23 protein-coding genes are annotated in these 22,212 nt (G+C 57.5%); 2 read left to right on the forward strand and 21 right to left on the reverse strand.

What is annotated here, in order from left to right; translation table 11 throughout:
* Window positions 1-5: 5 nt before the first annotated feature.
* From ACP2AU_RS02790 to flhA, 9 genes are all read right to left on the reverse strand, one after another.
* Window positions 6-746 carry a flagellar motor protein gene (locus tag ACP2AU_RS02790; RefSeq protein WP_426374262.1) on the reverse strand — a complete coding sequence of 247 codons (741 nt, stop codon included), beginning with the start codon at window positions 744-746 and terminating at the stop codon, window positions 6-8.
* The gene (locus ACP2AU_RS02795; protein ID WP_426374264.1) at window positions 746-1,894 is read right to left on the reverse strand and encodes a protein-glutamate methylesterase/protein-glutamine glutaminase; all 1,149 of its coding nucleotides are present in this window, start codon (window positions 1,892-1,894) and stop codon (window positions 746-748) included. The genes ACP2AU_RS02790 and ACP2AU_RS02795 overlap by 1 nt, the downstream gene beginning before the upstream one ends.
* A gap of 33 nt (window positions 1,895-1,927) precedes the next feature.
* Entirely contained in the window at window positions 1,928-4,060 is a 2,133-nt protein-coding gene (locus ACP2AU_RS02800) for a chemotaxis protein CheW (protein WP_426374266.1), read from the reverse strand.
* Between the two features lie 18 nt (window positions 4,061-4,078).
* A complete protein-coding gene (locus tag ACP2AU_RS02805; protein ID WP_426374268.1) occupies window positions 4,079-4,864 on the reverse strand; it encodes a protein phosphatase CheZ in 786 nt (261 codons plus the stop codon).
* A gap of 21 nt (window positions 4,865-4,885) precedes the next feature.
* A complete protein-coding gene (cheY, locus tag ACP2AU_RS02810; RefSeq protein ID WP_426374270.1) occupies window positions 4,886-5,269 on the reverse strand; it encodes a chemotaxis response regulator CheY in 384 nt (127 codons plus the stop codon).
* Between the two features lie 154 nt (window positions 5,270-5,423).
* On the reverse strand, window positions 5,424-6,167 hold the full coding sequence (locus tag ACP2AU_RS02815) for an RNA polymerase sigma factor FliA (RefSeq protein ID WP_426374272.1): 744 nt from the start codon (window positions 6,165-6,167) through the stop codon (window positions 5,424-5,426).
* A 32-nt stretch (window positions 6,168-6,199) separates the two neighbouring features.
* Entirely contained in the window at window positions 6,200-7,012 is an 813-nt protein-coding gene (locus ACP2AU_RS02820; RefSeq protein WP_426374274.1) for a MinD/ParA family protein, read from the reverse strand.
* 70 nt (window positions 7,013-7,082) lie between these two features.
* Window positions 7,083-8,378, reverse strand: coding sequence for a flagellar biosynthesis protein FlhF (gene flhF / locus ACP2AU_RS02825; RefSeq protein WP_426374276.1), 1,296 nt, complete (start codon window positions 8,376-8,378; stop codon window positions 7,083-7,085).
* A 55-nt stretch (window positions 8,379-8,433) separates the two neighbouring features.
* Window positions 8,434-10,608 carry a flagellar biosynthesis protein FlhA gene (flhA, locus tag ACP2AU_RS02830; RefSeq protein WP_426374278.1) on the reverse strand — a complete coding sequence of 725 codons (2,175 nt, stop codon included), beginning with the start codon at window positions 10,606-10,608 and terminating at the stop codon, window positions 8,434-8,436.
* Window positions 10,609-10,830: 222 nt separating this feature from the next.
* Between flhA and upp the strand changes: the two genes are divergently transcribed.
* Both upp and ACP2AU_RS02840 read left to right on the forward strand, forming a co-directional pair.
* Window positions 10,831-11,469 (forward strand): uracil phosphoribosyltransferase, encoded by a 639-nt coding sequence (gene upp / locus ACP2AU_RS02835; RefSeq protein ID WP_426374280.1) that lies wholly within the window; start codon window positions 10,831-10,833, stop codon window positions 11,467-11,469.
* 2 nt (window positions 11,470-11,471) lie between these two features.
* A complete protein-coding gene (locus ACP2AU_RS02840; protein ID WP_426374281.1) occupies window positions 11,472-12,728 on the forward strand; it encodes a uracil-xanthine permease family protein in 1,257 nt (418 codons plus the stop codon).
* A gap of 52 nt (window positions 12,729-12,780) precedes the next feature.
* Here ACP2AU_RS02840 and flhB read toward each other — a convergent pair whose 3' ends face one another.
* From flhB to ACP2AU_RS02900, 12 genes are all read right to left on the reverse strand, one after another.
* Entirely contained in the window at window positions 12,781-13,917 is a 1,137-nt protein-coding gene (gene flhB, locus ACP2AU_RS02845) for a flagellar biosynthesis protein FlhB (RefSeq protein ID WP_426374283.1), read from the reverse strand.
* A 2-nt stretch (window positions 13,918-13,919) separates the two neighbouring features.
* Window positions 13,920-14,705, reverse strand: coding sequence for a flagellar biosynthetic protein FliR (fliR, locus tag ACP2AU_RS02850; protein WP_426374285.1), 786 nt, complete (start codon window positions 14,703-14,705; stop codon window positions 13,920-13,922).
* Window positions 14,706-14,709: 4 nt separating this feature from the next.
* Window positions 14,710-14,979, reverse strand: coding sequence for a flagellar biosynthesis protein FliQ (gene fliQ, locus ACP2AU_RS02855; protein WP_011785457.1), 270 nt, complete (start codon window positions 14,977-14,979; stop codon window positions 14,710-14,712).
* 9 nt (window positions 14,980-14,988) lie between these two features.
* Entirely contained in the window at window positions 14,989-15,750 is a 762-nt protein-coding gene (gene fliP, locus ACP2AU_RS02860; RefSeq protein ID WP_426374288.1) for a flagellar type III secretion system pore protein FliP, read from the reverse strand.
* Window positions 15,751-15,754: 4 nt separating this feature from the next.
* Complete coding sequence (fliO, locus tag ACP2AU_RS02865) at window positions 15,755-16,204, reverse strand: flagellar biosynthetic protein FliO (RefSeq protein WP_426374290.1); 450 nt, start codon at window positions 16,202-16,204, stop codon at window positions 15,755-15,757.
* Between the two features lies 1 nt (window position 16,205).
* Window positions 16,206-16,700, reverse strand: coding sequence for a flagellar motor switch protein FliN (fliN, locus tag ACP2AU_RS02870; RefSeq protein WP_426374292.1), 495 nt, complete (start codon window positions 16,698-16,700; stop codon window positions 16,206-16,208).
* Window positions 16,693-17,691 carry a flagellar motor switch protein FliM gene (gene fliM, locus ACP2AU_RS02875; protein ID WP_426374294.1) on the reverse strand — a complete coding sequence of 333 codons (999 nt, stop codon included), beginning with the start codon at window positions 17,689-17,691 and terminating at the stop codon, window positions 16,693-16,695. Before fliM ends, fliN begins: the two co-directional genes overlap by 8 nt.
* Window positions 17,692-17,731: 40 nt before the next feature.
* On the reverse strand, window positions 17,732-18,232 hold the full coding sequence (locus tag ACP2AU_RS02880; protein WP_426374296.1) for a flagellar basal body-associated FliL family protein: 501 nt from the start codon (window positions 18,230-18,232) through the stop codon (window positions 17,732-17,734).
* A gap of 179 nt (window positions 18,233-18,411) precedes the next feature.
* On the reverse strand, window positions 18,412-19,587 hold the full coding sequence (locus ACP2AU_RS02885) for a flagellar hook-length control protein FliK (RefSeq protein WP_426374298.1): 1,176 nt from the start codon (window positions 19,585-19,587) through the stop codon (window positions 18,412-18,414).
* A 94-nt stretch (window positions 19,588-19,681) separates the two neighbouring features.
* Window positions 19,682-20,032: an Hpt domain-containing protein gene (locus ACP2AU_RS02890; protein ID WP_426374300.1), complete on the reverse strand. Its 351-nt coding sequence runs from the start codon at window positions 20,030-20,032 to the stop codon at window positions 19,682-19,684.
* 9 nt (window positions 20,033-20,041) lie between these two features.
* Window positions 20,042-21,781 carry a SpoIIE family protein phosphatase gene (locus ACP2AU_RS02895; RefSeq protein WP_426374302.1) on the reverse strand — a complete coding sequence of 580 codons (1,740 nt, stop codon included), beginning with the start codon at window positions 21,779-21,781 and terminating at the stop codon, window positions 20,042-20,044.
* A 4-nt stretch (window positions 21,782-21,785) separates the two neighbouring features.
* Complete coding sequence (locus tag ACP2AU_RS02900) at window positions 21,786-22,091, reverse strand: STAS domain-containing protein (protein WP_426374304.1); 306 nt, start codon at window positions 22,089-22,091, stop codon at window positions 21,786-21,788.
* Between the last annotated feature and the right edge of the window lie 121 nt (window positions 22,092-22,212).

Genomic DNA, 22,212 nt, shown 5'->3' on the forward strand with positions numbered 1-22,212 from the left:
CCGGGTTACTGCAGGAAGCCCCGCAGCCTCAATTCAATGGATTTCGGGTTCTCACCCTCGGCGATGGCAATGATGCCATCAATCATCATATCCTCATAGCGCGAGCGCTCCCTGATGATACCCCGCAGTTTATTACCCACGGGGAAAAACAACAGGTTGGCCAGCGCCACGCCGTAAATCGTTGCCACGAACGCGGTCGCGATACCGCCACCAAGGGATTGAGGGTCCTCCAGATTGGTCATCACCTGAATAAGCCCCATAACCGCACCGATAATACCGATGGTTGGCGAGTAACCGCCCATGGCCTCATAGACCCGTGCAGATTCCAGATCCCGCTGCTCGCGGTTCTCCAGATCCACCTCCATGATACTCCGGATAGACTCCGGCTCGGCACCGTCGACAAGCAACTGGAGCCCTTTGCGGGCGAAGGGTTCCGCCTCGCGTTCAGCCAGCCCTTCCAGCCCCAGCAAACCCTGCTTACGGGCTTTTACACTCCAGTCAATGACTTTGCCAATACCATCTTCCAGAGAAATATACGGAGGAACAAAGACCCAGCGGATCTGACTGAACGCTCGTTTGAGCATGGGCCAGGAAGTTTGCAGAATGGTTGCCGCCAGCGTTCCGCCAACCACAATTAACCCCGCGGGACCATTGAACAGGGAACTTACGGCGCCACCTTCCAGCAGATTACCACCCAGTATCGCCACAAACGCGAGGATGATTCCGAGCAGGCTCAGAATATCCATTAGCTCACCCCTTCAACCAACCGGGGGCCAATATCCTCAAGCGGCAGAATTTCGTCACTGAGCCCTGCTTTGGCCACCGCCATGGGCATACCATAGATCACAGAGCTTTTCTCGTCCTGCGACCAGATCACCGAACCGGATTGTTTCATCATCCGGCAACCATCTTTGCCATCGGCGCCCATGCCGGTCAGAATCAGACCAAGCGTCTTACCCGGAAAGCTCCTCGCCAGGGACCCGAAAGTAACATCCACGCACGGCTTGTAATTCAAACGATCATCGCCCGGAAGAATGCGAATCCGAGCCTGACCGCTGCGATTTTCGACCATCATCTGTTTGCCGCCCGGAGCCAGCAGCGCCAGCCCGGGACGAAGCACATCGCCATCTTCCGCCTGGCGCACCTCAATGCGGCACAGCTTATTCAGCCTCTCGGCAAAGGCCGGCGTAAAGCTGGCTGGCATATGCTGCACCAGAACCAGAGGTGCGGGAAACGAGGCAGGCAGATGTGTCAACACCTTTTGCAGCGCAACCGGCCCACCCGTGGATGTACCAATGGCAACCACGCCGTAGTGCTTTGTCGCGGTTTTACGACCAGACCTGCGAGCAGGCTCGGCGGCAGACGGTGCCTTATGGGATTCGGGCGCTGCCGGCCGGTTCAGCCGTGTACCGGAGCGTTCAGCCGGCTGACGGCGCGCCTCCGGCACGGCGGGTGCCGCCGGCTTCGGGGCGACCGTTGCTGCCCGGCCTCCCGGGCGACTGCCGGCAACATCCAGAATGCGCTGGATCAGAATCTTCTGAAGCTGGCTGGTATCCCGGGCGATTTCTTCAAAATTCTTGGGCAGAAAATCCACCGCCCCGGCCTCAAGGGCATCAAGCGTAACCCGCGCCCCTTCGTAAGTCAGAGATGAAAACATCAGCACCGGCACGGGGTGCTTGCGCATGATCTCTCTGACGGCCGAGATGCCGTCCATCACCGGCATCTCGTAATCCATGGTAATAACATCGGGACGCAGCTTTTCTGCCAGCTCCACCCCTTCGCGCCCATTGGTGGCAGCGCCTACCACTTTGATCTGGCCCGAAGCCGTCAGAATTTCCGTCAACCGTTTTCGAAAGAAGCCTGAATCATCTACGACCAGGACAGAAACTGTCATCCATTTCTCCTACACAATCCCGGAAATTCCTGTTCAGCCGTAATGCTGAAGGAGGCTCGGCACATCAATAATCAACGCGATACGACCATCGCCGGTGATGGTTGCGCCAGCCATACCTGGCGTCCCCTGAAGCGCCCGACCCAGCGGCTTGATGACCACCTCTTCTTGGCCAATCAACTGGTCCACCACAAAGCCAACCTGTTTCGTCCCCATGGCGACAATCACCACGTGCGCATTCTCCGGTTCGGCCTGGCCTGCCGCCCCGTGAACCAGCCAGCGCTTGATGTGGAACAGCGGGAAGACTTTCTCACGCACAACGATGCATTCTTTGCCATCAACAATGTTGGTTTTGGTCAGGTCCAGATGGAAAATTTCGACCACGTTCACCAGTGGCAATGCAAACGACTGATCGCCCAGCATGATCATCAGCGTCGGCATGATCGCCAGGGTCAGCGGCACTTTGATGATGATGCTGGTGCCCTTGCCCTTGTCAGACATGATATTGATCTGGCCATTTAACTGGCCGATCTTGGTTTTCACCACATCCATGCCGACACCCCGGCCGGAAACGTCTGAAATCTGTTCTTTCGTCGAAAAGCCGGCGGCAAAAATCAGGTTAAAACATTCGTTGTCGGTCAGTCGGTCTGCGGCATCCTGGTCAAACAGCCCCTTATCCACGGCCTTTTGACGCAGGACGTTGGGGTCCATTCCAGCGCCATCGTCTACGATCGACAGCAAAATGTGGTCCCCCTCCTGCTCTGCCGAGAGGGTCACTGTTCCGGCTCGCGGCTTGCCTGCGGCCTCACGGACATCCGGCGCTTCCACACCATGGTCAACGGAGTTTCGGACCAGATGCACGAGCGGATCAGCCAGGGCCTCAACGAGGTTTTTGTCCAGATCCGTTTCTTCGCCGTGCATGACCAGATTAACTTCTTTCTTCATGCTGCGGGCAAGGTCGCGGACAACCCGGGGGAAGCGGCCAAATACTTTCTTGATCGGCTGCATCCGCGTTTGCATCACAGCCGACTGCAAATCGGTGGTCACCACATCGAGATTGGCAACCGCTTTGTGCATATGTTCGTCTTCGCTTTCGGACCCCAGGCGCTGCAAACGGTTACGCACCAGCACCAGCTCACCGACCATATTCATGATGTCGTCAAGCCGCTTGGTATCCACGCGTACCGTCGTTTCTCCGGCAGGCGCAGCCTCCCGGGCGGGCGCGGGCGCCGGGGCAGATTTGGCGGCCGCTTTTTTATCGGCAGCAGGATCGGCTTTCTTTGGCTCGGGCCTGGATTTGGGCTCGGCTTTGGCAGCAACAGCCGGGTGTTCCGGCTGATGCCCGGCCGGGGTAGCACTCGGGCCAGCACCTTTGCCGTGGAGTTCGTCCAGCAGGTTTTCGAACTCGTCGTCGGAAATCAGATCCGCATTCCCGGAGGCAGCTTCGGAAGCGCTGCCCGGCGACTCTGCGGCCGGCGTCGATTCCTCTTCCACTGGAGCAGCCGAGAACTGACCTTTGCCGTGGAGCTGATCGAGCAGCGCCTCAAATTCATCATCAGTGATTTCGTCACTATCGGACTGGCTGCCGGTATCCGCTGGAGTGCTGGCGGATTCACTTGCTGCGGGTGTCTGGCCGTCGGATTTCTCGTCTGCCAATGCATCCAGCAACTGCTCGAATTCCTCGTCGGTGATATCGCCCTGGTCAGCGGCAGCAGTGCTTTCAGGCTCGGCTTCAGAGGCTTTTTCCGGTGAGGCATCGGCCTCCGGGGCATCGTCTGCCTCAGGTTTGGCCAGGTCGTTGAGGGCTGCGATCAGTTCATCCGGGGCAGGCGTTGGCTCCTCGCGGTTGCGAACTTCCTCGAACATGGCATTCACGTGGTCCAGCGCTTCCAAAACCACATCCATGAGATCCGAGGTGACCGTACGCTTGTGATTACGGAGGATATCGAACACGTTCTCCGCAGAGTGGCAGCAATTAACCAGCGCCTCCAGTTGCAGAAAACCAGCGCCGCCCTTGACGGTATGGAAGCCACGGAAAATGGCGTTCAGCAGATCGCTGTCGTCAGGATGCTGCTCCAGGTCCACCAGCTGCTCCGACAACTTTTCGAGTATCTCGCCGGCTTCAACCAGGAAGTCCTGCAGGATCTCTTCATCAGCATCTAACGCCATGCGTCACCCTCTTTATTATCAGAATCCGAGACTGGACAGCAGATCGTCTACGTCGTCCTGCCCCGAAACTACATCTTCCCGTTCTTCAGCCTTGATCTGGGGGCCCACCCCTTTCTCGGCCGATTCTTCGTTTTCTTCAATCTGGTGAACCGTGCCGGTCAACTGATCCACGTGACTGGCCATCACAACCAGACTGAGAAGGTTGTCTTCCACTTCCTTCACCAGAGCGGTGACTTTCTGGATAACCTGTCCGGTAAGATCCTGAAAATCCTGGGCAAGCAGAATTTCTGACAAATTCTGGTAAAGGTTGTCAGAATCCGAGCTCAGACTGACGAAGAATTTATCGATACGGCCGTACAACTCCCGGAACTCTGCCGGTTCCATCTCGCGTCGGCGCAGCCTCTGCCATTCATCCCGCAGGACCACAGCCTCGTCCCGCATGGCATGGGCCACTGGCATACTTTCCTCCACCAGATCCATGGTCCGGTTCGCCGCCTGCCCGGTCATCTGTACGACGTAGGCCAGGCGATCCGAGGCATCGCTCATTTTCGACAATGCCTCTTTCTGCTCGGCATTGCGCGGGTCTATCTGAAAATTCCGGATTGCCTCATGGAGGCTGCGAGTCAGTCGCCCCACTTCCCGGTACAGACTTTGATCCCGAACCTCACCGAGTTCATTGATCAGAGTCATCGCCTCAGCATAATTCCCGGCGTTAACGTTCTCGACCAGGTCGGCAGCCTGCTTCTGCAGCTTCTCAGCCACCTCAGGATCAAGGCTCTGATGGTTCTGTTTGCTATCACTCATGACGAGCCATCCGACCTCTGGTTACTGGATTCGTTCGAAGATTTTCTCGATCTTTTCCTTGAGTACGGCTGCCGTGAAGGGCTTGACCACATAACCGTTCACCCCGGCCTGGGCCGCGGCGACAATCTGGTCCCGCTTGGCTTCCGCTGTCACCATGAGGACTGGCAGGCTCTTCAGATTTTCATCAGCCCTGACCGCTTTGAGCAAGTCAAAACCCGACATACCGGGCATATTCCAGTCCGTCACCAGGAAGTCGTACTTTCCACTTTTGAGCATGGGTAACGCCGTGTTGCCATCGTCAGCTTCATCCGTGTTAGTGAAGCCAAGATCTCGAAGCAGGTTCTTGATGATTCGTCGCATCGTGGAAAAATCATCCACGATGAGGATTTTCATATTTTTGTCCAATGGGACCTCCAGTCAGTAACACCCGGAATTCATTCAGCCTTTTGAAAGTCTAGCAGGCTGCTACCTTAACCGCTTATTGTGTGGCGTTTGCGCACGTTGTAAAGCACCGGTTACCAAAAGCTACACAGCGAACAGGAACACTGCGCTTTGTCCGTCAGGCTTTGCCATCATCCTGCCAATCGGATAGCCGACCGCGCAGGCGCAGTGCTGCCTGGCTATGAATCTGACTCACCCGGCTCTCGCTGACCCCCAGCACCGCCCCGATTTCCTTCAGGTTCAGCTCTTCCTGATAATAAAGGCTCAATACAAGCTTTTCCCGCTCAGGCAGTTGCTCAATGGCTTCCGCAAGACTCCGCTGAAACGCACCGGACGCAATCCCGTCGAGGGGATTATCACTGCTCTCCGCTTCTTCTATCGGCAGCTCACCGGATTCATTGAGCTCATCGAGGCTAAAAAGTCGGCCACTGTTGGCGTCCGCCAGGGACGCGTAGTATTCGTCGAGGCCGGTACCCAGCTCCTCGGCTACCTCGGCGTCCTGGGCCTCGCGCCCGGTACGGTCTTCTACGGCCTTGATAGCGCTGGCAATACGCCGGGAATTACGGTGCACGGAACGGGGCACCCAGTCGCCTTTGCGGATTTCATCCACCATGGCGCCACGTATACGGATACCGGCATAGGTTTCAAAGGTTGCGCCCTTGCCCGAGGTGTATCGCTGTGCCGCCTCCAGCAACCCGATCATGCCGGCTTGCATGAGGTCTTCCAGCTGGACAGACGCAGGCAGCCTGGCCATCAGATGAAGGGCGATTTTCTTGACCAGTGGCGCATGCTCTTCAATCAGATCAGAAGGATTGGCAGCACCAGCGTGATGGTAAATTCCCAGATTTTTCGCCAATGTCATGTATCCGGTTTTCTTGTAGGACTGGATTCAGATCAGACTTCGACGAGCCGTTCCACGAAAAACTCCAGGTGGCCACGGGGGGACGACGGTAACGGCCAGCTGTCCACCTTTTCAGCCAACGCCCGGAGGGCGATGGAAGCTTTCGCCCGCGGGTAGGCATCCAGCACGGCTTTCTGCCTTTGAACCGCTTTCTTGACGGCCTCGTCGTAAGGCACGATACCCACGTATTGTAGTGCCACATCCAGAAAACGCTCGGTGACCCGGGTCAGTTTTTCAAAGAGATGACGCCCTTCCTGCTCGTTACGGACCTGGTTTGCCAGGATGCGGAAACGGTTGGTGCCATAGTCCCGGTTCATCAGCTTGATCAGAGCGTAGGCATCGGTAATTGATGTGGGCTCATCACAGACCACCAGCAGAAGCTCCTGGGAGGCCCTGAGAAAACTGACCACCGACTCCGAAATGCCGGCCGCGGTATCTACGATCAGGACGTCGATCTGGTCTCCCAGTTCGCTGAACGCGTTGATCAGCCCCGCGTGCTCCATGGCACTGAGCTGGGTCATGCGCTGGGTTCCGGACGATGCGGGCACGATTTTGATGCCACCAGGACCATTTACCAGCACTTCCTTGAGGTCGCAGTCGCCGTTCAGGACATCCTGGAGATTGCGATTGGCGGTGATGCCGAGCAAAACATCGATATTGGCAAGGCCCAGGTCCGCATCCAGCAAGACCACCCGCCGCCCCTTCTGAGCAAGGGCGATACCGAGGTTGACCGAAACGTTGCTCTTACCGACACCGCCTTTGCCGCCGGAAACCGCAATCACCTGAACCGGATGTGGTCTGCTCATACTGTTATCAGTCTCTCACTACGTTCTTGGTCGGGCACGAGGCCGATGTTGTGTCGGTTGCCAGCATAACTCAGGCGCCTTCTGCAATGGCCTCGGCACCCTGTACCGTCCTGAGCCGTTCGACACCCAGGCGAACCAGCGGAACCGCTGACGCACGGTGAAGATCCTCGGGTATTTTCTGGCCGTCTGTATACCAGGCTACCGCCAAACTGGTTTCCATAACGAAACCCAACGCCTCGCCCAGTGTTAGCGCCTCATCGATCTTGGTGATGATGCAGCCTGCAAGATCCGCCATCTTATAGCAATGCCAGACGGATTTCATGATGCGTGGCTGACTGGTCGCCGAGACCACCAGATGCGTACGGATATTGTGGTCGCAGCGGGCGAGATCTGCCAACTGTTCCTGATACCCCCGGTCGGCACTGGTCAGGCCGGCAGTATCGATGAGCACCAGATGGCGATCGGAAAGCTCTCCCAGGATATCGTCGAGCGTATGGCTTTCATCAACCACACGGACCGGCACATTCAGAATACGGCCGAACACGAACAACTGTTCATGGGCGGCAACCCGATAACGATCGGTGGTTACCAACGCCAGGGAATCAGCCCCATGTTCGAGGACGTAACGAGCCGCCAATTTGCCAATGGTCGTGGTTTTTCCGGAACCGGTGGGCCCGACCAAAGCATAGATGCCGCCAGCCTCCAACCAGTCCTCCCGGCCAGTGCGCACACCGGTGGCAAGCATTTTCAGTGACTGCTTCCAGCCATCCTCCAACCGCCCCGTGCGATGCCTGCGGGCAAGCGAACCAGACAGGTCTGCCCCCAGACCAAACTCCTGCAACCGCTCGGCCAACCGCTGCTGAACCGGATTACACCCTGGCTCCGACGGTTGGGCAGGGGCAGTGCGGCCACTCACCAGGTCGCGCAGCGAACTGATTTCCGCACGCATACTCGCTAACTCGTCAGCGTAACCGCCGGCACCGGCATCGGCCTGGCTTTCCGCCTTCGCATCAGAGAGCAGCGACGAAAAGTCGGCAGCGTCAACGGCGTCGGCCTGCGGAGTACCGCCGCCCGCCCGCTTTTCCCGGACCTCGCGAATGCGACTCCTGGAACGGTTGAGCTCGGCCTCCAACTGGCGATGCTGGTCGGCTTGCATTTCCGCCAGGCGTGAACCGTTAGTCGCGTCTACGGCTTTATCGCCCAAACGCTGGCGCGCCATGTTTTCGTCGTAGTCGAGCGCTGTCACGATTTCGACACCGCCATCTACCCGGCGATTAGACAGAATAACGGCATCCGGCCCCATTTCATGACTTACCTGCTTGAGAGCCTCTGCCATGGATTGTGCAAAAAACCGTTTTACTTTCATGCTATTTCATCCTCCCGCCGGCAAACCCGTTGGTTTCCCGTGATACTCCGCCGGCTTATTGACCGACCGAGGCGACTATCGTGATCTGTTTGTTATCCGGGATTTCCTGGTACGAGAGCACGTGCAAGCGCTCTACTCCATAGCTGGCAAACTTCGCCAGCACTGGCCGCAAGGGCCCGGAAACCAGCAGGATGGCTGGCTTGCCGAGCATCTCCTGGCGCTGCACGCTGTCTTGTAAGGAGCGCTGCAACTTTTCCACCATATTGGGCTCGAGTACCAGACCGATGTCATCCTGACCGCCGGATTGTTGACTCTGTTGAACAGACTTCAGCAATAACTGTTCCAAGTCTGGGTCGAGGGTAATCACAGGGATTTCGGCATCGTTTCCGCAGATACTCTGAACAATCATCCTCCGCAAAGCCTGGCGAGCCACGGTGGTCAGCAGTTTCGGGTCCTGGGTACGGGGATGCACGTTCACAATAGCCTCGGCAATCGAGCGCATATCCCGAACCGGCACTTCCTCTTTCAAAAGGTTCTGCAAAACCTTCAGCAGAATGCTGATAGAAATAGTGGTCGGCACCAGCTCCTCGGCCAGCTTGGGCGAGATCTTCTCCAGCTGATCCAGCCATTTCTGGGCCTCTTCATGGCCAATCAGCTCATGGGCGTGTTTCTGCAGGATCTGGTTCAGATGGGTGGCCACAACGGTGCTGGCATCGACGACGGTGTAGCCAAGCGTCTGGGCCTGGTCCTTCTTGTCGGACTCAATCCAGATCGCGTCCAGACCGAAGGCCGGATCTTTACCGGCTATACCTTCGACTTTGCCAAACACCTGCCCTGGATCGATCGCCAATTCCCGCTCGGGATGAATCTCGGCCTCCGCAATGGTTACGCCCATCAACGTGATCCGGTAAACGTTTGGCATCAGGTCCAGGTTGTCACGAATATGTACCGAGGGCATCAGAAAGCCGAGATCCTGAGACAGCTTCTTGCGCACCCCTTTTATCCGACTCAGCAGCTGCCCCCCCTGGGATTTATCCACCAGCGGAATCAACCGATAACCCACTTCCAGCCCGACGATATCGACCGTTGCAACATCATCCCAGCCCAGTTCCCGGGTCTCACCTGGCGCCGGCAAGGCCTGCCCCTCGCCGCCCTGTCTGTCCGGCGAGATTTCAACACCCTGCCGGGCAGCACCACCGGACATACCTCCGTGACCGACAAAACCACCCTCCTCTTCAATGGTTTGCTGTCGCTTCTGCCAGATAAACCAGGCGGCAACCGCCGCCATCGCGCCAAGACCGAGAAATGCAACGTGGGGCATACCGGGAATCAGGCCCAGAAGTATCAGAATACCGGCTGCGATCCCCAGCGCCTTGGGTGCACTGAACATTTGCTGGATAATCTGCCCGCCCATGTCCTGGCTGGATGTCACCCGCGTAACCATGATCGCCGCCGAGGTGGAAAGCAGCAGCGACGGAATCTGCGCCACCAAGCCGTCACCGATGGTGAGCAAGGCATAACGTTCCATCGCCAAGCCAAAATCCAGCCCGTGCTGCAACATACCGATGGCAACGCCACCCACAATATTGATCGCCAGAATCAGCAAACCCGCAACGGCATCGCCTTTCACAAACTTTGAGGCACCGTCCATAGAGCCGTAGAAGTCTGCCTCCTGGGCGATTTCCGAGCGCCGGGCCTTGGCATCCTCCTGATTGATCAGGCCGGCGTTCAAATCCGCATCGATGGCCATCTGTTTACCGGGCATGGCGTCAAGCGTAAAGCGTGCGCTGACTTCAGAAACCCGGCCGGCACCTTTGGTGACCACCAGGAAGTTAATAATCATCAGAATCGCAAACACCACCAGGCCGACCGCATAGTTTCCGCCAATCAATACGGCCCCGAAGGATTCGATCACCTTACCGGCAGCATCCCCACCCTCATGGCCATTCAGCAACACAATCCGGGTGGAGGCGACATTCAGGCCCAGGCGCAACAGCGTTGCTACCAGCAACACGGTTGGAAAAGCGGCAAACTCCATGGGCCGCAGGGCATAAACACAAACCAGCAGGATGACGATAGACAGGGTAATGTTGAAGGTGAAGAACACGTCCAGCAGAAACGCCGGCATGGGCAAAATCATCATGCCGAGCAGCCCCATCAACATCAGGGGCACACCGAGATTGCCCCGCGTCAGGGATTTGACGTTGTTAAGGACGAGCGCTCTGTCCATTCCGGATTTGTCTCCACGTATCTGGGCTAGCGGGTAATTTCAGGGACGAAAATCTGACACCGCGCGTTGCTTTTCGGAGGCAGTCGCAAGAACCGTACCAGCCCTGTCACAATTTGATGCTCCAGGCGTGTTCAACGCCTGACGCAGCGGCCCAGATACGGTATCCTTGCGCCATTTGCAATACGACAATCCAGCCAGAACCCCGAACACGCAGGTGACCCCATGCCAATCCACGAAGTGAAGCACCCCTTGATCCGCCACAAGCTAGGCCTCATGCGCCGCGCCGACATCAGCACGAAGAACTTTCGGGAGCTGGCACAGGAAGTCGGGGCGTTGCTGACCTACGAGGCCACCAAAGATTTCAACCTTCAGGAAAAGACCATCGAAGGCTGGGCCGGCCCGGTTCCGGTGGAGCAGATTCACGGCAAAAAGATAACCATCGTCCCCATCCTCAGAGCAGGCCTGGGTATGCTGGACGGCGTCCTGAGCCTGATTCCGGTTGCCCGCGTAAGCGTGGTTGGCCAGATCCGTAATGAGGACACACTGGAAGCCGAGACCTATCTGGAAAAACTGGTGGGCGAACTGGATCAGCGCATGGCACTGATCATCGACCCCATGCTCGCGACCGGTGGCTCGATGATTTCGACCATCGATCTGCTGAAAAAAGCAGGAAGCACTGAAATCCGCGCCCTGGTTCTGGTCGCGGCCCCGGAAGGCATCGAAAAGGTTCTGGAAAAGCACCCGGATGTGTCTATCTACACCGCGTCAGTAGACGATTGCCTGAATGATAAAGGCTACATCCTGCCGGGTCTCGGTGATGCCGGCGACAAAATCTTCGGCACCAAGCAGAAGGACGTCTGAGTATGCAGGAACATACAAACGAGCCGGTCTGGAAGCAGGCTATTGCAGGTTCCCAGATGCTGCTGGTTGCCTTTGGCGCGCTGGTGCTGATGCCGTTGATTACCGGGCTGGACCCGAACGTGGCACTGTTCACCGCCGGTATCGGCACCCTGATTTTCCATATCGTCACCGGCGGCCAGATTCCGATCTTCCTGGCGTCATCGTTTGCCTTCATCGCACCGGTCCTGGCATCCAAAGGCCGCTTTGGGCTGGAAGAGACGCTGGGCGGCCTGATGGCAGCCGGCATTCTTTATATTCTGCTCTCCGGTGCCATTCGTCTGCGAGGCACCGGCTTTATCACCCGCCTGTTGCCCCCCGTCGTTATTGCTCCGGTGATCATGACCATCGGGCTGGGGCTGGCTCCCGTTGCGGTGTTCATGGCCACCGGCAAAACCGGAGACGGCCAGACCCAGCTGGTGCCCTACAACACCGCGATCTGGATCGCGATGATCTCATTGGCAGTGACCATTATCATGTCGGTCTGGGCCAGGGGTATTTTCCGGCTGGTCCCGATCATGTTCGGCGTCATCGTTGGCTACATTCTCTCTGCCATCATGGGCATTGTAGACACCACGCCGATACAGCAGGCCGAGTGGCTGGCCGTACCCAACTTTGTGGCACCGGCTTTCAGCTGGGGCGCCATCCTGTTCATGATTCCGGTTGCCATTGCCCCCGCCATTGAGCACATCGGCGACATACTGGCCATCGGCAATGTCACCCGCAAAAACTATCTTGAGAAACCCGGGCTGCACCGCACCTTGCTTGGTGATGGTCTGGCCACCAGCGCGGCGTCTCTGCTGGGGGGCCCGCCCAATACCACGTATTCAGAAGTGACCGGTGCGGTCATGCTCACCAAAAACTTTAACCCGAAAGTAATGTGGTGGGCCGCAGTCGTTGCCATTGTGCTGGCCTTTGTCGGGAAGTTCGGCGCCGTGCTGCAAACGATTCCGGTACCGGTTATGGGCGGCATTCTCTGCCTGCTGTTTGGCTCTATTGCTGTGGTTGGCCTGAACACCCTGATCCGCCACCAGGTGGATCTGTCCCAATCCCGTAATCTGGTAATCGTTGGCGTCACTCTGGTGTTCGGTATCGGCAACATGGCACTGGGCCAGTTGGAAGGCATCGCCCTTTGCGCGGTCGTGGCCATCATTCTGAACCTGATCCTGCCCGGCGAGCGCGAAGCCTGGGGCAAGCGGATTCACGAGCAAGAAACCAACTGACGCCTTGGGCAAGGTTGTGGACCTCTATTCCGGTTTGCAGGAATAGAGGTCTTCAGATATCCCGGCGCATTTCAGGAGGTATCGGGAAGTCCGGCATACCGGGTTTCGGCCCACGGCCCTTGCGGAACTGGCGCAGCTGGAAAAGATAAGCCAGCACCTGCGCAATCGCCATATACAACCCATCCGGAATCTCGTCGCCAATGTCGGTATTGTGGTAAACCGCCCGAGTCAGTGGCGGCGTCCGCAACACATCAACCTTGCTCTCTCTGGCAATTTCCATAATCTTGAACGCAACTTCATCCGCACCCTTGGCCACCACCACCGGCGCACCCATAGAGGCCTGGTCGTATTTCAACGCCACAGCGTAGTGAGTGGGGTTGGTAATCACCACATCCGCTTTGGGAACGTCCTGCATCATCCGGCGCTGGGCCATTTCTCGCTGGAGCTGGCGAATCTTGCCTTTGACTTCCGGCTTGCCCTCGGTGTCTTTGTATTCGTCTTTGACCTCTTGCTTGGTCATGCGCAATTTTTTCTGGTGATCGTAAATCTGGAAAGGCACATCGATTGCCGCAATGGCAATGGTGGCGCAGGATAATGCGAAGAAGCTCCAACCCAGCGTCCACAGGACGTGCCTCATGGCCGGTACGGCGGGCTCTTCGGCAATGGCGAGCAGGTCCTCGGTGCGCAGATTCAGGATCAGGATGGCCACAGCCATTACCAACCCGACTTTGGCAATGGCTTTGACCAGTTCAATCAGCGAACGCATGGAGAACATCCGCCCAAGCCCTTTGATCGGGTCCATCCGGTTGGCCTTCGGGGCAATGGCCTTGCCGCTGAACAGCAGCCCACCAATACCAATCGAGCCCACAATCGCGGCAATCAGCAGCATCACCAGAATCGGCGATAGCGCCCAGGCCGCCTCTTTGGCTGCAACAATTAACTGCACGCTCATATGGCGGGTGTCAAAGATTGCGGAACGCTCGAGCGAAAAGGAATCGCGCATGATGGCCTCAAGGGACGCCCCCAGCGAGGCCCCAAAAACCAGCAGGCCACCGGCGCCAGCCAGGAGCACCGCCATGGTGGCCAGCTCTTTGGAACGGGCGGTCTGGCCATCCTCCTTGGCCTTTTCAAGGCGTCGGGGGGTCGGCTCTTCGGTTTTTTCCTGACTGTTGTCGTTTTCTTCGGCCATAATCAGGGCTGCCCCTGCAAAGCGCGCATGAAATCGAACGTTTCCCGGGTGTACTGATCGAAGTGTGGCAGAAAGTTGGCGTGCAGTACCCAGATGGCAAACAAGCCGAAAATCAGACCGATTGGAAAACCCAGGGCAAAGATGTTCATTTGCGGGGCGGCCCGGGTCATTACGCCAAAAGAAATATTCACAATCAGAACGGCGGTAACCGCCGGCAGTGCCAGCAGCATGGCGGAGGCGAACATCCAGCTGATACGGTGAGCCAGTGCCCAGACACCGCCCTGCCCGAGTCCCTCCAGCCCAATGGGCAAGGTATAGAAACTCTCGATAAACACCTCAAAGGCCACCAGATGGCCATTCATGACCAGAAACAGCAGGGTGATGGTGATGGTATAAATCTGGGCCAGCACCGGCACGTTCACGCCGTTTGCCGGATCCACCATGGAGGCGAACCCGAGCCCCATCTGCATGGCGATCATCTGGCCGGCAATCACGAACAACTGCCACAGCGCCGTCAGCGCAAACCCCATACCCACGCCAATCAGTATCTGTTGCAGGGAAATAACCACAGCATCGGCGCTCAAGGCCTCTACAGCCGGCACCGCCGGAATCATCGGCGCAATCAGAACCGTCATCAGCAACGCCAACCCCAACCGAACCCTGGCGGGTACCAGCTGGGTGCCGAATATCGGTATTACCATCAAAAAGCTGGCCAGCCGGAACAACGGCCAGATATGCTGCCCGACCCACTGGCCAATAAGGTCTGTGCTGAGTTCAGCCGGCAGCATGGGCTCAGCCGATCAGATACGGAATGCGGGAGATCAGCCCGTTGGCGTGGTCCAGCAGGGTGGTCAGCATCCAGGGGCCCGCAGCAATAATGACGATCAGGGTAATCAGCAGGCGTGGCAAAAAGCTCAGGGTCTGCTCGTTAATCTGGGTAGCCGCCTGGAAGGTACTCACCACCAGCCCGATCACCAGGCCGGGGCCGATAATCACAGCGGACAACAGAACAATCAGCCAGAGCGCCTCTCTTAAAATATCGATCACCGTTTCCGGAGTCATGATACCCCCCTAGATTCCGTAACTGGCCGCCAGGGTACCCATAATCAGGGCCCAGCCATCCACCAGCACAAACAGCATGATTTTAAATGGCAGCGAAATGATGATCGGTGACAGCATCATCATACCCATGGCCATCAGAACACTGGCCACGACCATGTCGATAATGAGAAACGGGATAAACAGGATAAACCCTATCTGGAACGCCGTTTTCAGCTCACTGGTGACAAACGCCGGCATCAGTACCCAGAAGGAGACATCCTGCGGCGTGTCGTATTGGACGTCGGCAATTCTCATGAACAGGCCAAGGTCGTCTTCCCGGGTTTGCTCCAGCATAAACGCCCGGAACGGCTGACTGGCCAGTTCCACCGCTTCCAGCGAGGTAACCTCCTCCTGCAAGTAGGGCTGAAGCCCCACCCGATTGGCTTCTTCCAGCACCGGTTTCATAATGAAGATGCTGAGAAACAGCGCCAGCCCGAGCAGAATCTGGTTGGACGGGGTGGCCTGAAGGCCCAGAGCCTGCCGAAGAATGGCAAAAACCACGATAATGCGCGTGAACGACGTCATCATCATGAGCATGGCCGGCAGGAACGTCAGCGCCGTCATCAGCGCAAGGATCTGCAGGGTTACCGAATATTCCTCGGTGCCATTGTCTCCGGGCTCAACGGTAAAGGCCGGGATGCCCGGCAAATCGGCCTGGGCAAGGGCCGGCAGACAGAGGCCGGCGATCAAAAAGAGACCGGGCAAACAGCGCTTGAGCATAGCCACAACCATGACGTTAGTCTTTCCTCTCCGGAGCTGACCAGTTTTTACCGATCATGGATTGCAACTTGCGGGCAAAATCACCCGAACCTGCACTGCCGGCAGCCACCACGGGATCATCGAACACGTGCAGGGTCCGGATCGCATTGGGTGTAATTCCGAGCAGAATCTGCTGCCCGCCTACTTCCACCAGTGCAATGCGCTCCCGCGCACCAATTGCCAGTACCGACACCACCTTGATGGCATTATTGTTCATCCCCGTCATGCCACTCATTCGCCGTATCAGCCAGGCACAACCATAAATAACCGCCACAACCGCCAGCAGGCCCACTCCCAGGCTCATGACTGTCGCCAGCGTGTCCGGCGCCCGGGGGCTTGCGGCAGCACCATTGCTTGCACTGGCCGATTCCTCGGCCAGCAAGGGCAGAGAAACCCAAAGCAACAACCAGCCGGTGAGTTTTCCCATGTTATTTCTGCAACCGTTTGATCCGCTCACCCGGACTGATCACATCTGTGAGACGGATACCGAACTTTTCGTTCACCATAACCACCTCACCATGGGCGATCAGGGTGCCATTGACCAGAACATCCAGCGGCTCGCCCGCGAGCCGGTCCAGCTCAATCACAGAGCCCTGGTTCAGTTGCAGCAAGTTCCGTATCGGTATCTGGGTGTTACCGACTTCCATTGAGATGGTCACCGGAATATCCAGAATGACATCGATATCCGGAGATTCACCCCCGCTACCCCCCTGGTCTGCGCCGAACTCCTCCATGGGCGCAGCCCGCACATCCTGGTGTCCGGCTTCGGCGCCACTACCTTCAGCTTCGGCCATGGCTGCCGCCCATTCATCTTCCGCAGAGTCCTCGCTGTCGCCGGATTCCTCCATCGCAGCTTCCCACTCGGCTGCCAGCTTTTCATCTTCGCTGAGTTCCTGGTCGTCTTTCTTGTCGTCGTCAGCCATTGCGTCCCACCTTCAATTGTTTCTTTACCTTGGGCAGCGTGGCCCGGTCATGAATCCTCAACGCCAGCTTGTTGTCGCGGGTGCCCAGCGTTGCCTTGTAGATTGGAATACCATTGGCGGTTACCGTCAGATGCTCGGGAATTTCAACCGGAATAACATCGCCCTCTTTCAGTTTTGCGATTTCACGCAGAGAGATGCGGCGCCGACAGACAGTGGTGTTGACCGGCACATTCACTTCTTTGATGTCTTCCTGCAGAGCATTGACCCAGCGCTCATCCACATCATCAATATCGCTCTGGACCCCGGCATCAAGCACGTCTCTGATTGGCTCGATCATTGAGTACGGAAGCGCAAAATGAAGTTCGCCACCCCCGCCGTCGAGCTCAATATGAAACGTGCTCACCACCACCACTTCGCTCGGGCTGACAATATTGGCCATAGCCGGATTAACTTCCGAGCTGAGGTAATCGAAGTCGACCTTCAACACCGCGTGCCAGGCCTCCGCCATGTCCTCAAAAACCTGGTTGAGCACCATCTGGACGATACGCGTTTCAGTGGGCGTAAATTCCCGACCCTCAATTTTGGCGTGTCGGCCCTCTCCCCCGAAGAAATTATCGACCAGCTTGAACACCAGCTTGGCGTCCAGAACGAACAACGATGTGCCCCGGAGCGGTCGGATTTTGCAGAGGTTAAGGCTGGTCGGCACGTACAGGGTGTGGATGTACTCACCGAATTTCATGATCTGGACACCACCGGTGGACACATCGGCGTTGCGGCGCATCAGGTTGAAGAGACTGATCCGGGTGTAACGGGCAAAACGCTCGTTGATCATTTCGAGCGTTGGCATACGACCACGGACGATCCGGTCCTGACTGGCGAGGTCGTAGGTTTTTACGCCGGTTTCATCGGCCTCTTCGTAGGTATCGATGTCGCCATCATCCACTCCGTGAAGGAGGGCATCGATTTCGTCCTGCGACAGTAAATCCTGCATACCTGTTCCTGCCTACCTGTTGGTTATCTGCGCGGTACGATTACTGGACCACAAAATTCCGGAACAGCACCCGGTCGATGACCGGCTCCCCTTCCTGTTCCAGAACCTGATTCACTGTCTGCAGCATACTGTCTGCCAGCGCCTGGCGACCCTCAGGCGTTTGCAATTCCAGGAAATTGCTGCTGCCAAGCACCATGACCAGCTGGCTCCGTATAAGCGGCATATGAATATCTGCCGCGGCCAGCGCGAGCGGGTCCCTGGCCTCGAGCGACACATAGACCTGGGCATACCGCTGCCGCCCGTCGGCCTGAACGGTGGTCACCAGGGCTTTTTCGAGGTCTGTGTAACTGCTGGCAACAAATGCGGGTTCCGTCGCCGCTTCGGGCTCGCTTTCGTCGGAACCGGGCAAGCTTCCCCCCAAAAACCAGAGTGTGCCGGCTATGGATAGCCCTACCGCAAGTATAATAATGATCACCAGCATGATGATCAGTTTCAGCTTGCCTTTCTTGGCAGGCGCATCAGTTTCGGTATTTTCCGCCATAACGCTCGCTTGTCACTTTTTTGTCACCCGGAAGATGCCAGGCGACTTTTTTGAAAAGTGATGCAAAGGCTGGGCCAGACGCCCATCCCCGCATTCCAGACCCGCAGTTTAGCGTTGCCGAAGGGGATGGGCAAAGAAGTCAGAGACGGCAGGGAGAATTGCTCAAAAAACAACCCGATTCAGGCAAATACATCCACCTCGCCCCGCCAGCCCAGATCAAGCTGACCCGCTCCAACAGGATCCAGCTCTGCATCCTGGCTCGCCAGCGATGTTCCTCCCCGTGAATGGGCATCACCATCACCGGCCTCACCGCTTTCGCCACCTCCGGACTGCTGACCAGGCTGGTCCGACACATCGAACTGACCCAGCGAAAGCCCCTGCTCACCCAGCATGTCACGCAGCCGGTGAGAGTTCTGCTCAAGCTGCTCCCTGACCACCGGGTTAGCGGCATGCACGGTGACACTGGCCTGATCATGATGGACTTTAACCTTGACCTCCATCGGCCCCATATCGGGAGGTGTCAGGTGGATCTCGGCGACCGACATATTTCTGGCTGTGAGCCAGCTGAGCTTGCCCATAACCTTGTCACCCCATTCCGCCTGGCCAACTGGAACGTCAACCGAGGTGGTGTAGCCCCGCAGCGGGACATTGGCATCGGCAACCAGCTTGCCGGCCGGGTTCGACTGCTGGCTGGCAGCTTCCATCACATTCTGGAACCTGGGCGTTGTCAGCAAGCTGGACGGATCGACGGGCCTCGAGCTTTCACCGGTGGCGCCGCCGGTCAGCAGATCCGTAAGCTGCATACCGGGAATCAACGCTGAACCGTTACCGCTCTGGGACTGGCCTGGCTGGCCCCTGACCAGACCGGGAGCCGCCTGGGAGCCGCCCAAAGGGAGGTTGGAGGCCAGGCTGACCGGGGTATCGACGGCCTGCTGGCCGGATGCAGCTGAAAACATGGCCTGCAGATTGGCAAAGGTCACCGGTGTCACGGGCTCTTCAATAGCCAGAGCGGAATCCGGCTGCCCGTTGTCATCGGCCGCTTCGCCAAGGGGCCCCTCCGGGCTATCGGCACTGGCTGAACTGGTCGCATCCTCAGGTTTTTCGGTGTTGGACGGCCTATCACCGGCTGCCTGGGCCTTCTCTTCAGCCCGCTCTGCCGCTTTGTTTTCCTGGGCGGCGCTGGCCTGTTCCTTGTGCTCCTCGCGCCTGGCATCCAGCCGCTTCTGCTCGGCCCGCGAGAGTTCTTCGAAACGGCTTTCGCCGGCCTCGGTGTCTTTAGGGCCTGCCGGTTTAGATGGCGCTGCCTCCGGCTGAGATGTTTTCGCCGGAGCCTGGGGAAGTATGGTTTGTTGCATGGCAACCTCTTGCCGCTTCAGGTCTCAGATCGCCCCATCCGGGGCCTTTACCTGAACTCAGCAAAAGTGGTGCCAGATATCAAATATTGCAGGCTCACTCTTCCTGATCGAAATTCTGCAGCCGCTGGGCCACTTCCTGAAACTCTGCCTGAATAGCGTCCAGCATAACCCGGCCCTGTGCCAGATCCCCGTCTTTGCCCAGCTGTTCAGCCTCGAAGCACAACCCTCCTAACCGCGGAGCTCCGATATTGATGCAACTGCCTTTGAAACTGTGAGCGGCCTTTGCAAACTGCTCCGCGCTTTCTGCCTGAAGTGCCGCGTCAAGACTTTCGATACGCGAACGGGAATCCGCCAGATACGTCTGGATCAGAACCTCAAATTCGTTCTCCATAACATCCTGCAGTTCGGCCAGAGCCTCCACATCAAGATGGGGTTTGTCGTTCATGCGCTGTCCTCAATTGTCGGCACATTTGCGCCGCGGCGCGACATGGGGGAACCACCAATCATAGACGATTTCCACCCGATTGCCCCGACCATGCACAGTCAGGCTTCGAGCCACACGACGCAAAATCTCAAGGCCGCGACCGGAATAATCCCCGTTCTGGCCGACCCTGCTACCCGTTACTGTGTCAGAACTCGAGGTGAAATCAAAACCATCACCGCTGTCTTCGCAGATCACGGTCAGCGTGCCACCACCGCTGTGCGGCTTGTGACTGACCGTAAACCGTATAAAATGCCCATCGGTGTTGCCAAGCCTGCGCGCGCGCTCCCGGTAATACTGACTGAAACCGTCAGACGACGTTTTCCATTCAGAGGACAAAGCCAGAACACCATGTTCCAGAGCATTGTTGTATAACTCGGATAACAGCGTGTAGATCTCTCCGCTCCGGCTTCGCAGGCCCGGCACCTCCATACAGATGTGAAGCAGCAGTGGAAGCGGGTTGAAATCCGCAAGGCTCTGGTGCCGCAACTCGTAAACACAATGCCAGTCAGACGGGCCCGCCAGCGCCGAGTCCGGCACTGGTCCAGTCGCAGGCTCCGGCGCATCGGCAATCACCATTTGCAGGCAACACAGCGTCAGATCGTCGGCCGGCACCGGCTCTCCAGTGTGCTGCTGCATCCCGGCCAACAATGCCTCAAAGGGTTCCTGCCCGGGCTCAAGACCAGCCAGAACGGACCGAACCCCCTCCTCCCCCAGACACACACCATCACGGTCGGATGCCTCGGGGAAGCCATCTGTCATCAGGACCAGCCAGTCCCCCTGCTTGACCTCCAGCGTGGTCATGGCAGCCGAGAACCGGTCTGCCGCCTGCACCCCCAGAGGCAAGTGGCGCGAGGGAATCGCCACACGATCACCCGTTGCCCGTACCAGCCAGCCATCTGGCACACCACCATTCCAGGCACGCAGACTGCCGTGTTTGAGGTCGGCCTCGACCATCAAACCACAGCAAAACATTCCCACAGGCAGTATCTGACGGAGCTTGCGATTAATTTCTGTGAGGATATCGGTGGCGCCAAAACCTTTGGCCGCCATGCCATAAAAAATTTCAGCAACAGGCATAGCACCGATGGCGGCCGGTAATCCGTGCCCGGTAAAGTCTCCGAGAAAAACCAGCGTCCCGCCGCCGGGGCGTTCAGCGGCAAAAAGTACGTCGCCGTTAAATACCGACAACGGCGAGGCGTGATAACGGATATTGGGCGCATCCAGGCATCCGGTATGGGCAACATTATCGAACACGCGCCGGGCCGTGCGCTGTTCGTCCAGTAGTTGCTGGTTATGTTGTCGTACCTGATCCCGTTGGTCCGATAACGCCTGATGAAGCGCCCTCATTCGATTGAAGGCATTGATCTTGGCTTCGAGAATCACGCGATTGTAGGGTTTGACCAGAAAATCATCGCCACCGGCTTCAAGACATCTGGCCAGATCACTGGCGCCTGACAGAGACGTGAGAAAGATCAGAGGCACCAGGCGTTCACCGGCAAGCAATTTCATCTGCCGCGCGGCTTCCATGCCATCCATCCGGGGCATCAGCGCATCCAGCAACACCAGATCCGGCTGGGTCTTGCGAAACAACTCGACCGCCTCGGTACCATCCCCGGCCTCGACCACCTCATGACCAAGCCGCTCTACCAATCGTGCCAGAATCAGCCGGTCGCTGTTGCTATCCTCGGCGATAAGAATCTTCAAGGGCATTGCCTCAGCCGATGCTGAACAACTGCTCAAAGTTGGAGATAGAAAGGATTCGCCGGACATCGCTGTTGCAGTTCTTGATGGCAATGCTGGCGCCGTCCCCCCCGGCATGGTCTCTTAGCAGAAGCAACATCCCCAGGGCGGAACTGTCCAGATACGTAGTACCCGAGAGGTCAACAACGTAGTGACTGACGGAGGAATCACTGTGCTCATAGGCATCCCGAAAGACCTGGTGGGTACTGAAATCGAATCGGCCATCCACGCAGATGGTAAGTGTTCTGCCGTCATCGCTCCGGTGTGTCTCTATGGCCATTACTGAACCTCCAGGTACATTCCACCAATGACTGTGGGATTGCTCCTGCCACTGATGGCAAGTTCACCCGGTAAAGGATAGCCAAATTAACGGAAATTGCATCCAGCTTTTCTGATACAGG

This window comes from Marinobacter sp. VGCF2001, from assembly GCF_049943275.1.
Taxonomy (GTDB): Bacteria; Pseudomonadota; Gammaproteobacteria; order Pseudomonadales; family Oleiphilaceae; genus Marinobacter.